The organism is Acinetobacter sp. X9, assembly GCF_054889255.1.
The window spans coordinates 2957059-2973201 of sequence record NZ_CM142679.1; the positions used below are offsets into that span (position 1 = coordinate 2957059).

Below are 16143 nucleotides of genomic sequence, written 5' to 3' on the forward strand. Positions count from 1 at the left end.
TTAATTGTATAAGACTCATTTATATTTAATCGTATGAGTTTTCGTAGTGATCTATTACACGTTAAACATTTTGTCAGCCATTCGCTGTGCCTGCTTGCCATAAAACCAGTAGGTAATTAAATAAAGCGGAATAGCTAACATTAAAAGCATAATCACCATAATGCTTAAAAACTGAGGCTGTTTGAGGTAAAGCATAAAGTTCTGCAAAATCTCAGGGTCTTTTCTGGCAAATAAAAACAGACCAAATAAAACACCACACAAGTTATAGCCCCAAAAAATCAGGGTAAAACCCAAAGTAAATTTCTTTTTTTCTGGTACAGTTGGGGCACGGCGTTCTTTCTTTAAAAATTTAAATAAGACAAAAATCATTGCGCCTAAATATGGAACGGCTGTTAAAATACCACCTACACTCGCTGGTAATAGTGCTGCAACCACACCTACAATTAAGGTGAGCACAATGCATAAAGCAAAAAACCAGAGAAAGTAAGAACGTAATTTGGTCATATTTTTGCCTAATTTATGGGTTCAAAAAATAATTATAAATTTTTTTCGATTTTTTTTCATTTTTCTGTCAACCAATTCGAATCTCTTGACGTTATATAGGGTAATAAGGTCGCAGCAACCGAATACTTCCTTTGCACGGCATCCGCAAAATTGTTTCGGTGACCTTTCATTACGACTCTTTCCTTCCTTCGGATTAGGTTTTGTTAGCAGCCGAAACCCTTGATGAAGTTTTTGACCGACGATTCTCTCATCACTCGAATCGTCGGTTTTTATTTTCTAGCACTTTCATTTATTTTACGCTCACCATACACAATAGTGCTTTCGTGCCTATAAAGGCTATGCCTATACTTTTTACACCATAAAAATATGATTTAAATAATATGAACACTATTGCCTATTTTGAAATCCAGTCTTCAAACCCTGCCCGCGATGCACAGTTTTATCAAGCTGTGTTTGGTTGGCAATTTAAACTCGATGAAAGCCTACCAATTGAATATTACCGTATCGAAACGCCTTCAATTATGGGGGGACTATTAAAACGCCCCGCTCAAACACCTCCAATGGAATATGGCACCAATGCATTTACCTGTTCGGTTCAGGTGGAAAACTTTGATGAAGTGGCTGCAAAAATTTTAGCGCAAGGTGGTATTGTGGCGATGGATAAATTCGCTATTCCTGGTCGTGCTTGGCATGGCTATTTTGTCGATTTAGACCACAACGTTTTTGGTATTTTTCAAGTCGATGAAAATGCAGCTTAAAGATTTTATTTAACCACTTTAATTATTTTTTAATGTATAGCCACCGCCTTTTTAACGGTGGCTATTTCATATTAATTATTCGGCAAAGCTAAAGCTGGCTTCACATGTAATTGGAAAATTTACCGAATTGGCAATCATGCATTCGTGATGTGCTTCTTCATGCAGTTTTGCTGCAAGCTCTTGATCGGCACCTTTTTCCAAAACAATCTTTGGTCTTAAAATAATTTGGGTAAAGTGACCACGTTTAACTGGATCTGCATCTTCCATAAAGCCAAGTGCTTTGTCGACATAACTCAGCACATGAATATGGTTGACTGCACACAGATGTAAATACCAAAGTTTATGGCAAGCTGAAGCTGATGCAACCAATAAATCTTCAGGGTTCCATCTGGTCACATCGCCGAAATAGGCAGGGTCTGATGAACCTTGAATTGTGGCCTTTTGCGGATGCTGAATACTAAAGTCTCGTTTATAAGAACGATAAGATGAAGTGCCTGTACCCGTATTGCCTTCCCACTGTATTTTTACTTCGTATTTATGAATAGCCATTTTGTTCTCAAAGTTCATGGTTTGACCTGATAGTAACAAAGCAGCGTTTAAAGTGAACAATTTAATTCAGGTTTCATTGCGAGCTTAAATAACGAGCACTTTAAAATGTCTTGATAAAATCTCCTGCCAATTTATGCTAACGTATCTGTGTTTATTTTGGCTTGATGTCTGTTTCTATGTCCGTACATTTTCTACATACTTCTGACTGGCATTTGGGGCAGTTTTTTTATAATCACTCACGACACTACGAACACCAACAATTTTTAAGTTGGTTGCTCACTCAAATTCAAGAAAAACAACCACATGCCCTGCTTATTGCTGGCGATATTTTTGATGTCATTAACCCGGGTTCACAAGCACAAAAACAACTCTACCAATTTTTAGCAGATGCACATCGTATTGCACCGCACATGCAAACACTCATGATTGCAGGTAATCATGACTCAGGCTATCGTATTGAACAGGTTGAACCGCTTTTAGAAAAATACAATGCAAAAACTGTGGGTGTGGTTCGCTGGAATGAAAATAAAACTCTAGATCTCGATCGACTACTTTTACCTATTTATAATCAAAATCAAGAGATTGTGGCGTGGTGCCTTGCCCTGCCTTTTTTACGTTCGGCCGAAATTACGGGCTTTAACGAACATACCACCAATAGCAAAAATGCGATTGCCTATCTGCACCAGCAGCTCATTGCTGAAGCCAAACGTCGCAAGACACCAGACCAAGCCCTAATTTTGATGTCACATGCTCATATGCAAGATGGGGAAACATCTGACTCTGAACGCCCAATTATTATTGGTAACGAAGAGGCACTTTCAACGACTTTATTTGAAGATGCTGTCGACTATGTCGCTTTAGGACATCTACATAAACCACAAAAAGTAGGTCAGCCACACATTCGTTATAGCGGTTCACCCATTCCGCTTTCTTTTAGTGAAATTAACTATAAGCACCAAGTAGTTGAGGTCAAAGTTGACCCAGCTCAAGAGACAGACAACCGTTTACAATTTGAAGCTGTCGAAATTCCACGTTGCATACAATTGCACCGCATTCGTGGTGAGTTAAACGAAGTGCTGCAACAACTCAAAGCCTTGCCTCACGGCGTGATTGAAAATATTGACCACCGTGAATATGTCGATATTGAATATTATAGTTTAACGCCGCCGCAGCCTAATTTACGTCAGCAGTTTGAAGCGGCCTTACCCCCTGACCGCTATCGTTTAGTACGTATTTCACGTCAATATGTGAATAAAGATGCGGCTGATTCAAATACCACTCAGCAAATCGCACTTGAACCGCCAACACCAGAAAAGCTCTTTCAAAATATTTGGGAAAAACAAGGTTACAGCTCCGATGATTCGGTCTTAAAAGATTTTCTAAGTCTAGTACAAGAAGCACAAAAACATCTTGAAAATGATGCAACACCTTAAGGATATGTCATGAAAATTTTATCCATTCGAATAAAAAATCTGGCATCTCTTTCTGATGAACACTTTATTGATTTTGAAAGCGCACCTCTCGCCCATGCAGGTCTTATTGCAATTGTAGGAAAAACAGGCGCAGGTAAGTCAACCATTTTAGATGCGATGTGTCTGGCTTTGTTTAATCGGGTTCCTCGCCTTAAAGACAGCGACGGCAAATTAAAAGATGTCGATGGTTCTGAGTTACTCACTAACTCACCTTTAACTGTCTTACGCCGTGGTACAGGACATGGTTTTGCTGAGCTTTGCTTTATTGCACAAGATCAAAAACGCTATTTGGCACGCTGGGAAATTAAGCGTGCGCGTGAAAACCCAAATGGTAAATTACAAAGCGTACAACGCCATTTAAAATGTCTAACAGATGGTGTAGTACTTGCCGACAAAGCCAAAGCGGTTGATGAAAAAGTTAAACAAATTACCCAGCTTTCTTTTGAACAGTTTACTCGTGCTGTACTACTTGCTCAGTCAGAGGTGACCGCGTTTTTAAAAGCACGAGACAGTGAACGCGGTGAGTTACTCGAGTACCTGACCAACTCCAGCATTTTCGCTAAAATTGGTGAACTGGCTTTTCGCAAAACGGCTGATATTGCAAAGCAGCGTAAACAGCTTGAAGAGTTTTTAGGCCATATCGAAATTTTGTCTGATGAAGATATTGCGGCTTTTACCGAACAATATCAGCAAGCCGAGCAAAACCATCAACAGTTAGAACAACAAAAAAATGTTTTAGACAAACAGCAACAATGGTTTGAACGTAAAGCAAAACTTGAACAAGAAGTTCAAGCTAAACAACAACAGTTTCAAACCCAGCAAAATCATCATCAACAATTGGCTGGTGAGCGTGAGCAATTAAAACGACTCGAAGTTTTCTCTGAAATACGCCCACAAGTTTTTCAGCAAGCTCAAAATTTACAAGCCCTACAACAACTTGAGCCGCAAATTCAGCAAGCACAAACCAAGTTTAATGATTTAGTACAAATTTTTGAAACGGGACAAAAACAATATCAAGTTGCAGAACAACAGCTCAAACAGACACTCGATTTTGAGCAGCAACATCAACAAGCTTTAAATCAAGTTCGACAGTCCATTCAAGAACGTGCTTTTATTGCCGATGAATATAAAAAGTGCAAAGAAAAGAAAAATGTATTTGAGCAAAAACTCGGTCCATTGCAACAGCAGCAAAACATTGTGCAACAGCATATTACACAGCTTGAGCAGAACCAAGTTCATCTACAACAGCAGCTTACTCAGACTCAGCAATATGCTGTATTAGACAAAGGCCTTTCAGCACATCTACATCAGCTTGGGCAATTTATTCAAAATTACGAAGCAATTGAACAACAGCTTGGCAATCCTACCCTTGCCCGCCAAAAATTATCGGAAGCTAAAAGTGAACTCGAACAACTCACAGCTTCACTCGGCACAGTTGAACAAATTGAGTTAAAACTTGAGCAACAGCGTAAAGATAAAGATCAGAAACTTGCTCAAATCACTCAGTTAGATCTGATTCAGCAAAAAATAAAAATTTATCATGAGCTATATGCTGAGCTTCAACAATTCAACGAAAAACATACTCAAACCTCCGCGCAAGAAGAACAGCTTAAAACCGTTTGCCAGTTAGCTGAACAAGACTACCAAACAGCAAAAACTGAACGTGAAAAGTTACAGCACATCCTGCAACAGCAGCGTTTACTACACACTGAAAATATTGAGCAGTTACGTGCCAATCTTAAAGAAGGTGAAGCTTGTCTAGTGTGCGGAAGTACACATCATCCCTATCGTGTTGATGACAGTGCAGTCTCCAAGGCCTTGTTCGATTTGCAGCAACAACAAGAGCAGCAAGCTGTTGCACTCGAGCAAACTAAATTTAATGCATGGCAAACCCAGCAACATTCACTTACCCAATGCCGTGCCGAGCTTGAGCAAGTTCAGAAATATCTAGCTCAACTTCAAACAAAACAATCAAGCTTGCAGCAAGAGCTTGAGCAAACGTTTAAGCTCAATCAGTTACATATTGAGCTTAATCAAGCTCCTGAACAAATCTTGCAAACACTTAATGAGCTTAGACAAGCCGCGCAAACTGCCATAAGTTCATTTGACTCAGAAAACTTACGTTTAACCCAAGCGATTAGACATCACAATCAACTGGTTCAATCTATTCAGCGCAATGAAAGCTTGCTCAATACGGCACAGCAATGGCAACAACAAGTTCAACATATTCTTGAGTGTTTATCTGAAGCCGAACAGCACGCATGGCAGCAGTCGAGTAGCCAAACGGCTAAGCAGACTTGGACTATTCTTGATGCACGCGCTAAGCAGCTTGAGCAACAAGAACAGCTTTCACTGCGTTTTGAACAGCAGCAACAAGAACTTAAAATGTTGACTGCTAACTTTGAACAAATGGCCAAGCAAATTGATGAGATCGATCAAAATCTCAAAGAGATTACGCTTAAAGGCCAACAAAATAATGAAAAAGCGGTGTCGCTCATTCAACAAATGACGGGCCGTACCGATATTAAACCACACGAATGGCTAATTGAGCATGACGTTAAACGTCAGCAACAACAAACGGCGTATCACGAGGCTAAACAACGTTTTGAACAAACCAGACAGCACTTTGAGCAGCAAAAACAGGCGCTCGATCAGCTCAAGCATCAACATCAACACACTGCGGAGTACCAGCAGCAAATTGATGGGCAAATTCAAAACTGGTTAAAAGCCCATGCTGATTTTCAGGCAACTGATCTTACGGCGCTCATACAGATTAATTCAGCCCAAGAGCAAGATATTCGTAACCGTCTTAATCATGCCGAGCGTTTATTAAGTGAAGCCTCTTCTGCCCTTAAGACCATGCAAGAGCAATTAAGCGAGCACTTACACACTCAGCCAGATATTGAATATGAAAAGCTTGTTAGCCTTATTCAAGACAATATTGCAGAGCTTAAAGCCCAGCTTGAAGTACGTGATCGGCTTAAGCTTAAGCTCGAAGTGCACCAGCAAAATCTGGCTAAACAGCAACAATACGCCGAGCAAATTCAAAATATTCAGCAAGAAGAACATCGCTGGAGCAAAATTTCAGGCTTGATTGGTGATGCAAAAGGTAAAGAGTTCCGCGACTATGCCCAGCAATATCACCTAGATATTTTAGTGGAACATGCCAACCAGCAACTGGCAATGCTGTCTCAACGCTATACACTAAAACGCCTAGATCAGTCTCTAAGTCTTGCGATTATTGACCATGACATGGATGGAGAAACCCGCTCTGTTGCTTCTTTATCTGGCGGTGAGTCGTTCTTAACTGCCCTTGCGTTGTCTTTAGCGATTGCCAATATGGCCTCGGGTTCAATGAAAATTGAATCGCTGTTTATTGATGAAGGCTTTGGTACTTTAGACGCCTCATCTTTGCACATGGTGATGAATGCTTTAGACCAATTGCAAAATCAGGGACGCCAAGTCATTCTCATCTCACACATTCAAGAAATGCATGAGCGTATTCCTGTACAAATTCAGGTAAAACCACTCGGTGCAGGTGCAAGTACCATTGAAATAGTAGGTTAAAACTAAAAAGCCCCGACATCCTGTCGGGGCTTTTTTAGATTCTGCGTTGGTATAACTCCTGTCGTACCTGTATGCATCCATTCATCACTGTTTATTGTTATTCTTAGAAACATCCTGTTTCCTGATGAGTTCATAATACGAAAAAAGCATTGTCTGCCATAGCCGCAAAAGGCCGCAATTTCTGTAAGATAAAGCTTACATCACCCTTTTTGAGAATAGTCTCTAGCACCAAACAACGCCGTTCCTACACGTACCATAGTTGAACCAGCCGCAATTGCAGCATCTAAATCACTCGACATTCCCATACTTAAAGTGTCCCAGTCTTCTGGGTGCGTATGTTGGTCTTTCACAGCATCAAACAAGGCTTTAGCATCTGCAAAAGCGGCAGTATTGTCAGGCGCTGGAATGACCATTAAGCCACGTAACCTGATTTTCGGTAGTTGACTCATTTGACCAACTAACTCGGCAACTTCATCTGGTACACAGCCATCTTTACTGTCTTGCCCATCAATATTCACTTGCAAACAAATATTAAGCGCAGATTGATCATCACCACGCTGGTTAGATAGGCGCTCGGCAATAATTAAACGATCTACACCATGTACCCAATCAAATTTCTCGGCCAAATGCTTCGTCTTGTTGCGTTGAACATGACCAATAAAATGCCATTCAATGTCTAAGTCGTGTAAAGCTTCGATTTTTTCCAAAGCTTCTTGCAAATAGTTTTCGCCAAATGCTCTTTGTCCTGCTGCATACATTTCACGCAAACTTTCACTTGGATGTGTTTTTGATACGGCTAAAAGTTGCACAGTTTCAGGCGCACGTTGAGCATGTTCACAAGCACTTTGGATTTGCTGTAATACGTGCTGACGCGCATCTTGCAGGTAATTCATTGACAAGGTTCTCATTTTCAAAAAACTTTTTTGCTTTTCACCTAAAGCGAGGTGTTGGTAAGCCTCGGTGAAAGCCGTATATTATTCTACAAAATAATGACATATTTTGATTTACTTGGGGAAATTATGGATATTACAGAGCTACTCGCCTTCTCTGTGAAAAATGGCGCGTCCGATTTACACCTATCTGCTGGCATGCCACCAATGATTCGCGTTGATGGTGAAGTCCGTCGCATTAACTTACCTGCTCTAGATCATAAAGATGTTCATCGTTTGGTCTACGACATCATGAATGATAAACAGCGTCGTGACTACGAAGAAAAACTCGAAACCGACTTTTCTTTTGAAGTGCCCAACGTTGCTCGTTTCCGTGTAAACGCATTTAACCAAAACCGTGGTGCGGGTGCAGTGTTTCGTACCATTCCGTCCAAAGTACTCACCATGGAAGATTTAGGCTTAGGACAAATCTTTAAAGACATTTGTGACTATCCTCGCGGGATTGTACTGGTGACAGGTCCAACAGGTTCGGGTAAATCAACGACGCTTGCAGCGATGATGGACTACATCAACGAAAATCGTTATGACCACATTCTAACGGTTGAAGACCCTATCGAATTTGTACACCAATCTAAGAAATGTTTGATTAACCAACGTGAAGTGCATCGTGATACACACGGCTTTAATGAGGCGCTACGTTCAGCACTGCGTGAAGACCCAGATATTATTTTGGTCGGTGAGATGCGTGACCTTGAGACTATTCGTTTAGCGCTTACCGCTGCCGAAACAGGTCATTTGGTGTTTGGCACGCTGCATACCACTTCTGCTGCGAAAACCATTGACCGTGTGATTGACGTATTCCCTGCCGAAGAAAAAGATATGGTTCGTGCCATGCTCTCTGAATCATTACAGGCTGTAATTTCACAAACCCTGCTTAAAAAGAATGGCGGCGGACGTGTCGCAGCTCATGAAATCATGATTGGTATTCCTGCCATTCGTAACCTAATTCGTGAAAATAAAGTCGCGCAAATGTACTCAGCTATTCAGACTGGCGCAAATCATGGCATGACCACCCTCGACCAAAGCTTAAAAAATCTGGTGTCTCGCGGTGTGATCAGCCCACAAACGGCTCGTACTGCTGCTAAACAGCCAGAATCATTCCTATAAAAATAACTAGAGAATAAATATGGATTTTAATGACCTACTCAACCTCATGGTTGAAAAAAAATCATCCGACCTCTTTATTACAGATGGCGTTGCACCATCGATGAAGATTAACGGGCAAATTGTTCCCATTTCAAAAAATAGTCTTTCAGGCGAAATTATTGGACAACTATTACATTCCATCATGAGTGAAAAACAACGCAAAGAATTTGCTGAGACTCGTGAATGTAACTTTGCGATTATGAACCGTGATAAAACTGCCCGCTTTCGTGTCAGTGCTTTTCAGCAACGCGACATGCCAGGCATGGTATTACGTCGAATTGAAACTAAAATTCCTTCAATTGATGACTTGCAATTACCACCTGTGCTTAAAGATTTATCGATGACCAAACGCGGCATCATTATTTTTGTAGGGGCAACAGGTACAGGTAAATCGACATCTTTGGCTTCAATGATTAGCTATCGGAACCATAACTCTAAAGGTCATATCATTACCATTGAAGACCCGATTGAGTTTATTCATGAACACGCTGGCTGCATCATTACTCAACGTGAAGTCGGAATTGATACAGACTCATTTGAAATTGCCTTAAAGAATACTTTGCGACAAGCACCCGATGTAATCTTGATTGGTGAGATTCGCTCTCGTGAAGTTATGGACTACGCGATTGGCTTCGCCGAAACAGGTCACCTTGTATTAGCCACAATGCATGCGAACAACGCCAACCAAGCACTTGACCGTATTATTCACTTCTTTGAAAGTGACCGTCATAGCCAGCTCTACATGGATTTATCACTTAACTTAAAGGCCATGATTGCACAGCAACTTATTCCAACGCCTGATGGTAATTCGCGCCGTGCAGCGATTGAGATTCTCATTAACTCACCACTAATTTCAGACTATATTCGCAAAGGCGAAATTCATGAAATTAAAGATTTAATGAAACGCTCACGTGAACTCGGTATGCAAACTTTTGACCAAGCACTGTTTGATCTTTATAAGTCAGGCCAAATTACCTACAAAGATGCATTAAAACATGCCGACTCACCAAACGATTTACGTTTAACAATTAAGCTTGCTGAAGAAAGTCCTGATCAAATTGCAGGCACAAATCAGCATTTAACCTTCGACCGACAGTAATTTCTTCATAAAAAAAGGAAGGTTAAACGTAACCTTCCTTTTTTATTTGTTTTCTTTGTGTGAAAACGATTATTTCTTGCGCAGCACTTCCTGACATTCAGGTTCGTTACAGTAACCGTAGAGATTTAATGAGTGACCCGTTAAGGTAAACCCATGTTGCTCTGCTACAGCATGCTGTTCTTTCTCGATAATATCATTAGTAAATTCAATAACTTTGTTGCAATTATGGCAAACCAAATGATCGTGGTGATCTTCTTGCATAATTTCAAAAACAGAATGATTGTTTTCAAAATGGTGGCGCTGAATGATACCCGCAGCTTCAAATTGTGTTAACACACGGTAAACTGTCGCAAGGCCGACATCTTCCCCTTGTTCTAACAAAGTCTTGTAAATATCTTCAGCGCTAAGATGATGTTGTTTTGAATTTTCTAATAATTCCAAAATCTTAATTCGAGGAAGGGTAACTTTAAGTCCAGCTTTGCGCAAATCTTGATTGGAAATAGGCATGAAAAAAGGTCTCTCAACAAATCTCAAGTTGGAATAGGCAATAGAATTTAGATGAAGTATGATCTATCCTTTGATCAAATGCATCATAATTTATTGGGATAGTGTAGCAAAATGCAAAAACTCGTGCTGACGTTATTAGTCACTTCACTCCTTGCTGGTTGTTCAATCTTTGGTGTGTATAAGGTTGATATTCCTCAAGGGACTCCATTGACCAAAGCTCAAGCCTCTCAAGTACAAGTCGGCATGAATTTCCAGCAAGTGCGTTTTTTGCTTGGTAGTCCAACAGTGACTGATCCTCTAAATCCTCTACGTTGGGACTACATTTACAACTATATCCCGGGAACTTATGCTAAAAAAGCTAAAATCCCCGCAGCACATGGTCAGCATTTAAAAATTTACTTTGATGGAACTGGTACTGTAACTAAAATTGAAGGTTTAGAAACTATTCCAGAATCGCAACCAGGTTTACCTGCTTCTAAAGAAGCGATTTTAACTGCACCACCACTATAATCGTTTTTTCTAATAAAAATAAACCCCTCAAGTGAAATACTTTGAGGGGTTTTGTTTATGGGGCTTATTGCTTAAAGCGATTACTTTTAATATATCGCCCCACAGGGTTTTTCTCAGCGCGTTTACGACGTATATCTTTGGGATTGATCGTTAAAGGTCGATAAACCTCAACTCGATCACCAGCTTGCAAAATCGTATGTGCTTCAACTTTTGCACCAAAGATGCCAAGTTGTAATGGCTCAGGCAAACTGAACTGTGTCTGCAAACCACTCGTCTCAACTGCTTGTAATGCAGTCATACCAGCTTCAAATGGAATAGCAACTAAAAACTGTTGCTCTGGAGCTGCATAAGCAACCCACACTTGCTGAGCTTTTTCCATCAGATAATTTGTCCAATTACCGCAATCATGGCAATCACAATTGAAAGCGGCAATACAATACGTACCGCAATGCGCCATAAGTTATAAAACAACTCATTGCTAAAATTCATAGATTTACGCAAATGGCTAATTTTCATAATCCAGCCAGCAAAAATGGCATAGATCAGGCAAATGAGTAATCCCCAAAGCATCAAAATCAGCGTAAAGATGTTATGAAGCTCAGGCACAGCCCAAACAGCAATCGCTACAACAATAATCACCCACTGTAAAATAGGCATAAGCTGACGCTGAGCAAGCTGCTCTCTAGCCAATTGCACAAATAACGCTGTGGTCATTACTGCGGTAAAGATCCAAGTAAAAACAGGAAGCTGTGCTTGTAAAGAAAAGAAACCAAAGGCAATCACAGCAATTAACTGAGCTAACCAAATTGGAAGAACAGTTTTCGTTGCGCCTTCTTGCGACTGAACAGCACCTACACTATTTTGCCAGTAAAGCCCTAAGCCTAATCCACTTGCAACAAGTGCAAGTACAGTCGCATTACCCCATTCTTTAAACTCAACATTGGTCCAGTGCCAAGGCTGTAAAGTCGTTCCCATCGCGTTAGCTAAAACAAGAGAAGCAATTACACCAATCGTCATCAGTAAGATTAAAATCTGACGTGGAATAAAGGATAAAATGAGGGCCACAACAGCAAGGCCAGCAAAAACAAGTTGCCCTGAAACACTATTATTAAGTTGTGTAGTCAGTAAATTGCCAGTTGTACTTAATACATTACCAGCTAAAAATGGAATAAAAATAACCGCAAGCCAGCCAACCAAACGCCATTTTGGGGAACTATCTGCTTCACGAGTTAAACTTGATAAAGCATTTAAGGCTGTAGTCTTCGACCGTTTTGCTAAAGCAATTTCCAAATAACAAACTGGTAGTGCCAATAACAACATTGTGCCTAACCACAATAACCAGAAATCGAGTTGACGATCAATCTGGATTCCCATTGTGGGTGCCAATGTCGCCATAATGATGAAAGATAAGCAAAACGCCATCAGGGGCGATAACCATCGTGACATAGGTATGTCCTGCATTATGCATTCCTTGAAAAAGACTAGAGATATTTTGCCCGTGTCATGCTTGAAAATCAAAGTTTGCTCAATAAAAAAAGCAAACTACCGAAACGATAGTTTGCCGCGCTAACTGAAATTATGAGTTATTTTTATTTCAGGTTATGAGAAAAACCGAGCAAACCAGTTTTTCCCTTTTTTCTTTTCTTTTTCTCTAATAATTCCCATCATATTTTCTTTTACTGCTCCTACATAATCGGCATCATCATGTTGAATATGATTAATTAACCATTTAGCCAAAATTTCTTGTAATTCTGCTTCAATCGTGTGACCCATTTCAAAACGTTCACGATATAGCTCTATTTTTTTAATAAACAAATCATGTACACGTTTATGAGGTACACGATATTTATAATCAGCTTCCTCTTGCAAACTTTCTTCGAAAGTAAAATGTGATTGTGTATAATCGATAATATTGTCTAGAACATCTTTAATACGACGTCTGTCTTCGTCATCTTTTACATCATCAATTTCATTAATATAATCAAGTATTCGTTTATGTTGCTCATCAATAACATCAATACCCGTATTATATTCTGAAGCCCATTTCATTTTCATACATCTCCCCAATGATGATTAATGATCGTTGCATAAACTCCATGATATATTTAAAGAATATAAATAAAAACAAACCTATTTTGTCGGCTTTAGCATATAAAAATTATATTCAACTCAAGTTATTGTTTTTAAAATATTTAATTAAAATTAACCAACTAAAATAATAAAGTATTTTTTAAACAAACTATTTAATTGTTAAATGATAAAAATATATAAATATCCTTATTCATATATTTTAAATGTATTTTATATTAATACTGATCTGCACGCGTAATACGTTTAAGTTCAGGATTTTCCTGTTCGCACTTTAATCTTTCTACAAAGGTAATAGCCTTTTTAATTGGTTGACCATGTTGAAATAAAATCATTTCACCAGGTTGGTACGCTGTCCAATTTTCATTATGTGTTAAAGGTTCAGTTGTTATTACTGCCACACGGTCTTCTGGGGTGGTTACCTGACTAAAATCGACTTCAACATCTAAGTCAATTAAATGAGCATGATTAAATGGATATTCACGAACGAGCCAATGTAATTTAGTAATAGCATAACTAAATAATGCTTTGCCATTAGATAGACAATAATTAAATGTGCCGTATTCCGCAATTTGTGGAGAAATTTTTTCTAATACTTCAAAGATTTGTTCAAGACTCGGCTCTTCATAACCAAAAGCTTCAACGAGTTGATCGAGCAAATAACAAAATGCACGCTCACTATCGGTATTACCTACTGGTGTGAAACGTCCACTTAACGGCGGATTAAAATCATGTAAATCACCATTATGGGCAAAAATCCAGTGTCGCCCCCACAACTCTCGAATAAAGGGATGAGAGTTTTCTAAAGTGATTTTACCTTGAGTAGCTTTGCGGATATGTGCGATCACATTACGTGATTTAATAGGATAATTACGAACGAGATCGGCAATTGGAGACTCAACTGCCGATTGGTTATCAACGAATAAACGGCATGCCTTATCTTCGAAAAATGCGATGCCAAATCCATCACTATGATCTGAGGTAATTCCTGCCCGTTGTGAAAAACCACGGAAGGAAAAAGTAATATCCGTTGGTGTTGCACAATTCATTCCTAATAGCTGGCACATATCGCTTTTTAAACTACTTCTAATTACCCCATCTGCTCTATTGTGCATGAGAGTAAAAGTGCTTGCAAATCTCAATATGTGCTGGCTATTACAAAATAGGAAATATGATTAACGCTGCACCATTTTATTCATCACAAATGAGGTCGCGACTTTATTCACCTCAAGAAATACAAAATAATCCAAACAGTTAAACTCTTCATCAAAAAAAGCCTGTTTCGATAGTTTTGACTGCATGCTCAGATACATTTGGAATAGCTTTGGCATACGTTCATCTTGTGGGAAGCTAAACTCAGGATATTCAGGTTCATAGATTTTTTTCGAACGGATATCAATCGTTTTACTTTCTGGTAACTGCTGAATCTGGCGATGCGTGTAGTACGCTCTAGCCAAATTATCTTGTAAATGAATGCTGACACAGCCCATTAAATATTTAGCACGCATTGACCATAGCACTTTCGGTGCAAGGTTTAACCACAGCATAGATAACGCTTTACCATTACGAAAGCGAGGATGTACACAAGTACGGCCTATTTCTAACACATTTGGAAGATGGGAAAGCTGAGGAACAATATCAAACTCATGTGCACTATAACTCTGTGCTATTTCATGGCCTTGAAATAGTTTTAGACGCGTATACGCTACAATTTCTCCAGTCCACTTTTCACGCAAGACCGCATGTTCACAACCAAAATCGTAAATATCTTGGTCTAAGTTATCTTCAAACTTGATTCCGAATTGTTGACTAAATTGCTGTGCACGAAACCGTTGTACATCTTGTAATTCTTTTAAATTATCAACCCACTCAAAACGAAATTGCGTCTGATTTATTGCTTTATGACGATTTAAAGGTAAAGTCCAGGTTTGGCGATATTGATTAAATTTTTCCAGCATAATGAACGCTCCTAGTGACACCCCCTACACTAGTCAAAGCTCATGACAAAAAAATGACCAAATCAAGATGGTATAAAAAAAGACCACCTAGGATGATCTTTTTATTGAGAATAACGGATTTCTTAAGCTGTTTTAGTGCGGTTAGAAATCAGCGTTCCAACACCATGATCAGTGAAGATTTCAAGTAATGTTGCATGTGGCACGCGACCGTCAACAATATGCGCACTCACAACGCCGCCTTTAACAGCATCAAGCGCACAGCCTACCTTAGGAATCATACCGCCATAGATCACACCTGTTTCAATGAGGCGATCAACTTCTTGTGTCGTAAGGCCAGTTAACAGATTTTTATTTTCATCAAGCACACCGCTAATATTGGTGAGCAAAATTAATTTTTCAGCGCCTAATGCTTCTGCAACCTTACCTGCAACTAAATCAGCGTTAATATTATAAGTATTGCCTTCTTCATCTACACCTAATGGCGCAATAACTGGAATAAAGTCACTTTGGGTGAACATTTCCAATACATCTGTTTTAACGCCTGACACTTCACCAACCATACCCAAGTCGATATGTTTGATAGAACCATCTTCTTCTTGCTTTTCCATAAGCAATTTGCGGGCACGAAGTAAATTACCATCTTTACCCGTTAAACCAATCGCACGTCCACCGTGTTTATTAATCAGGTTAACGATTGATTTATTTACACTGCCGCCCAACACCATTTCAACCACTTCCATGGTTGCAGCATCAGTTACACGCATACCGTCAATACGGTCAGATTCACGGCCTAACTGCTTTAAGAATGAATCCACTTGTGGCCCACCACCGTGAACAACAATCGGATTTAATCCTACAGTTTTAAGTAAAACGATGTCTCGGGCAAATGAACTTTCAAGCTCCGGATCAGTCATTGCGTTGCCACCGTATTTCACCACCAGCGTTTTACCAGTAAAACGTTGAATATACGGCAAAGCTTCAATCAAGATTTTTGCTTTGTCGACACCGATATGCTGATGTTGTGGCATTACGCCT

General features: G+C 39.6%; 16 protein-coding genes. 6 read left to right on the top strand and 10 right to left on the bottom strand.

Annotation, left to right across the window (positions count from 1 at the left end):
- Positions 1 to 54: 54 nt before the first annotated feature.
- On the bottom strand, positions 55 to 504 hold the full coding sequence (locus ACYU0V_RS14055) for an ABZJ_00895 family protein (protein ID WP_199992732.1): 450 nt from the start codon (positions 502 to 504) through the stop codon (positions 55 to 57).
- Positions 505 to 884: 380 nt separating this feature from the next.
- On the opposite strand from ACYU0V_RS14055, the gene ACYU0V_RS14060 reads away from it, so the two are divergent.
- Complete coding sequence (locus ACYU0V_RS14060) at positions 885 to 1262, top strand: VOC family protein (protein WP_001091952.1); 378 nt, start codon at positions 885 to 887, stop codon at positions 1260 to 1262.
- A 75-nt stretch (positions 1263 to 1337) separates the two neighbouring features.
- Here the strand turns inward: ACYU0V_RS14060 and ACYU0V_RS14065 are convergent, their stop codons facing one another.
- Positions 1338 to 1811 carry an OsmC family protein gene (locus tag ACYU0V_RS14065; RefSeq protein ID WP_461847959.1) on the bottom strand — a complete coding sequence of 158 codons (474 nt, stop codon included), beginning with the start codon at positions 1809 to 1811 and terminating at the stop codon, positions 1338 to 1340.
- Between the two features lie 164 nt (positions 1812 to 1975).
- Here ACYU0V_RS14065 and ACYU0V_RS14070 point away from each other — a divergent pair, with 164 nt between their 5' ends.
- Both ACYU0V_RS14070 and ACYU0V_RS14075 read left to right on the top strand, forming a co-directional pair.
- On the top strand, positions 1976 to 3244 hold the full coding sequence (locus tag ACYU0V_RS14070; RefSeq protein WP_461847961.1) for an exonuclease SbcCD subunit D C-terminal domain-containing protein: 1269 nt from the start codon (positions 1976 to 1978) through the stop codon (positions 3242 to 3244).
- Positions 3245 to 3253: 9 nt separating this feature from the next.
- A complete protein-coding gene (locus tag ACYU0V_RS14075) occupies positions 3254 to 6850 on the top strand; it encodes an AAA family ATPase (RefSeq protein WP_461847962.1) in 3597 nt (1198 codons plus the stop codon).
- Between the two features lie 200 nt (positions 6851 to 7050).
- On the opposite strand, the gene ACYU0V_RS14080 is transcribed toward ACYU0V_RS14075, so the two are convergent.
- Complete coding sequence (locus tag ACYU0V_RS14080) at positions 7051 to 7743, bottom strand: YggS family pyridoxal phosphate-dependent enzyme (RefSeq protein WP_461847964.1); 693 nt, start codon at positions 7741 to 7743, stop codon at positions 7051 to 7053.
- 126 nt (positions 7744 to 7869) lie between these two features.
- On the opposite strand from ACYU0V_RS14080, the gene ACYU0V_RS14085 reads away from it, so the two are divergent.
- Entirely contained in the window at positions 7870 to 8907 is a 1038-nt protein-coding gene (locus tag ACYU0V_RS14085) for a type IV pilus twitching motility protein PilT (RefSeq protein WP_002121749.1), read from the top strand.
- Positions 8908 to 8926: 19 nt separating this feature from the next.
- Entirely contained in the window at positions 8927 to 10045 is a 1119-nt protein-coding gene (locus ACYU0V_RS14090; RefSeq protein WP_032037409.1) for a PilT/PilU family type 4a pilus ATPase, read from the top strand.
- Positions 10046 to 10114: 69 nt separating this feature from the next.
- Here ACYU0V_RS14090 and fur read toward each other — a convergent pair whose 3' ends face one another.
- The gene (gene fur / locus ACYU0V_RS14095) at positions 10115 to 10552 is read right to left on the bottom strand and encodes a ferric iron uptake transcriptional regulator (protein ID WP_016141990.1); all 438 of its coding nucleotides are present in this window, start codon (positions 10550 to 10552) and stop codon (positions 10115 to 10117) included.
- A gap of 111 nt (positions 10553 to 10663) precedes the next feature.
- On the opposite strand from fur, the gene ACYU0V_RS14100 reads away from it, so the two are divergent.
- Entirely contained in the window at positions 10664 to 11062 is a 399-nt protein-coding gene (locus ACYU0V_RS14100; RefSeq protein WP_002121740.1) for an outer membrane protein assembly factor BamE, read from the top strand.
- A 64-nt stretch (positions 11063 to 11126) separates the two neighbouring features.
- On the opposite strand, the gene ACYU0V_RS14105 is transcribed toward ACYU0V_RS14100, so the two are convergent.
- The 6 genes from ACYU0V_RS14105 to argB form a co-directional block, all read right to left on the bottom strand.
- Positions 11127 to 11441, bottom strand: coding sequence for an RnfH family protein (locus ACYU0V_RS14105; protein ID WP_199992736.1), 315 nt, complete (start codon positions 11439 to 11441; stop codon positions 11127 to 11129).
- Entirely contained in the window at positions 11441 to 12508 is a 1068-nt protein-coding gene (locus ACYU0V_RS14110; RefSeq protein ID WP_141690931.1) for a hypothetical protein, read from the bottom strand. Before ACYU0V_RS14110 ends, ACYU0V_RS14105 begins: the two co-directional genes overlap by 1 nt.
- A gap of 153 nt (positions 12509 to 12661) precedes the next feature.
- Positions 12662 to 13117, bottom strand: coding sequence for a bacteriohemerythrin (locus ACYU0V_RS14115; protein WP_000782976.1), 456 nt, complete (start codon positions 13115 to 13117; stop codon positions 12662 to 12664).
- Positions 13118 to 13368: 251 nt separating this feature from the next.
- Positions 13369 to 14217, bottom strand: a complete 849-nt coding sequence (locus ACYU0V_RS14120) for a class II glutamine amidotransferase (protein ID WP_461849952.1) — start codon at positions 14215 to 14217, stop codon at positions 13369 to 13371.
- A gap of 108 nt (positions 14218 to 14325) precedes the next feature.
- Positions 14326 to 15108 (bottom strand): GNAT family N-acetyltransferase, encoded by a 783-nt coding sequence (locus ACYU0V_RS14125; protein ID WP_002121744.1) that lies wholly within the window; start codon positions 15106 to 15108, stop codon positions 14326 to 14328.
- Between the two features lie 122 nt (positions 15109 to 15230).
- Positions 15231 to 16136: an acetylglutamate kinase gene (argB, locus tag ACYU0V_RS14130; protein WP_057068395.1), complete on the bottom strand. Its 906-nt coding sequence runs from the start codon at positions 16134 to 16136 to the stop codon at positions 15231 to 15233.
- Positions 16137 to 16143 lie beyond the last annotated feature (7 nt).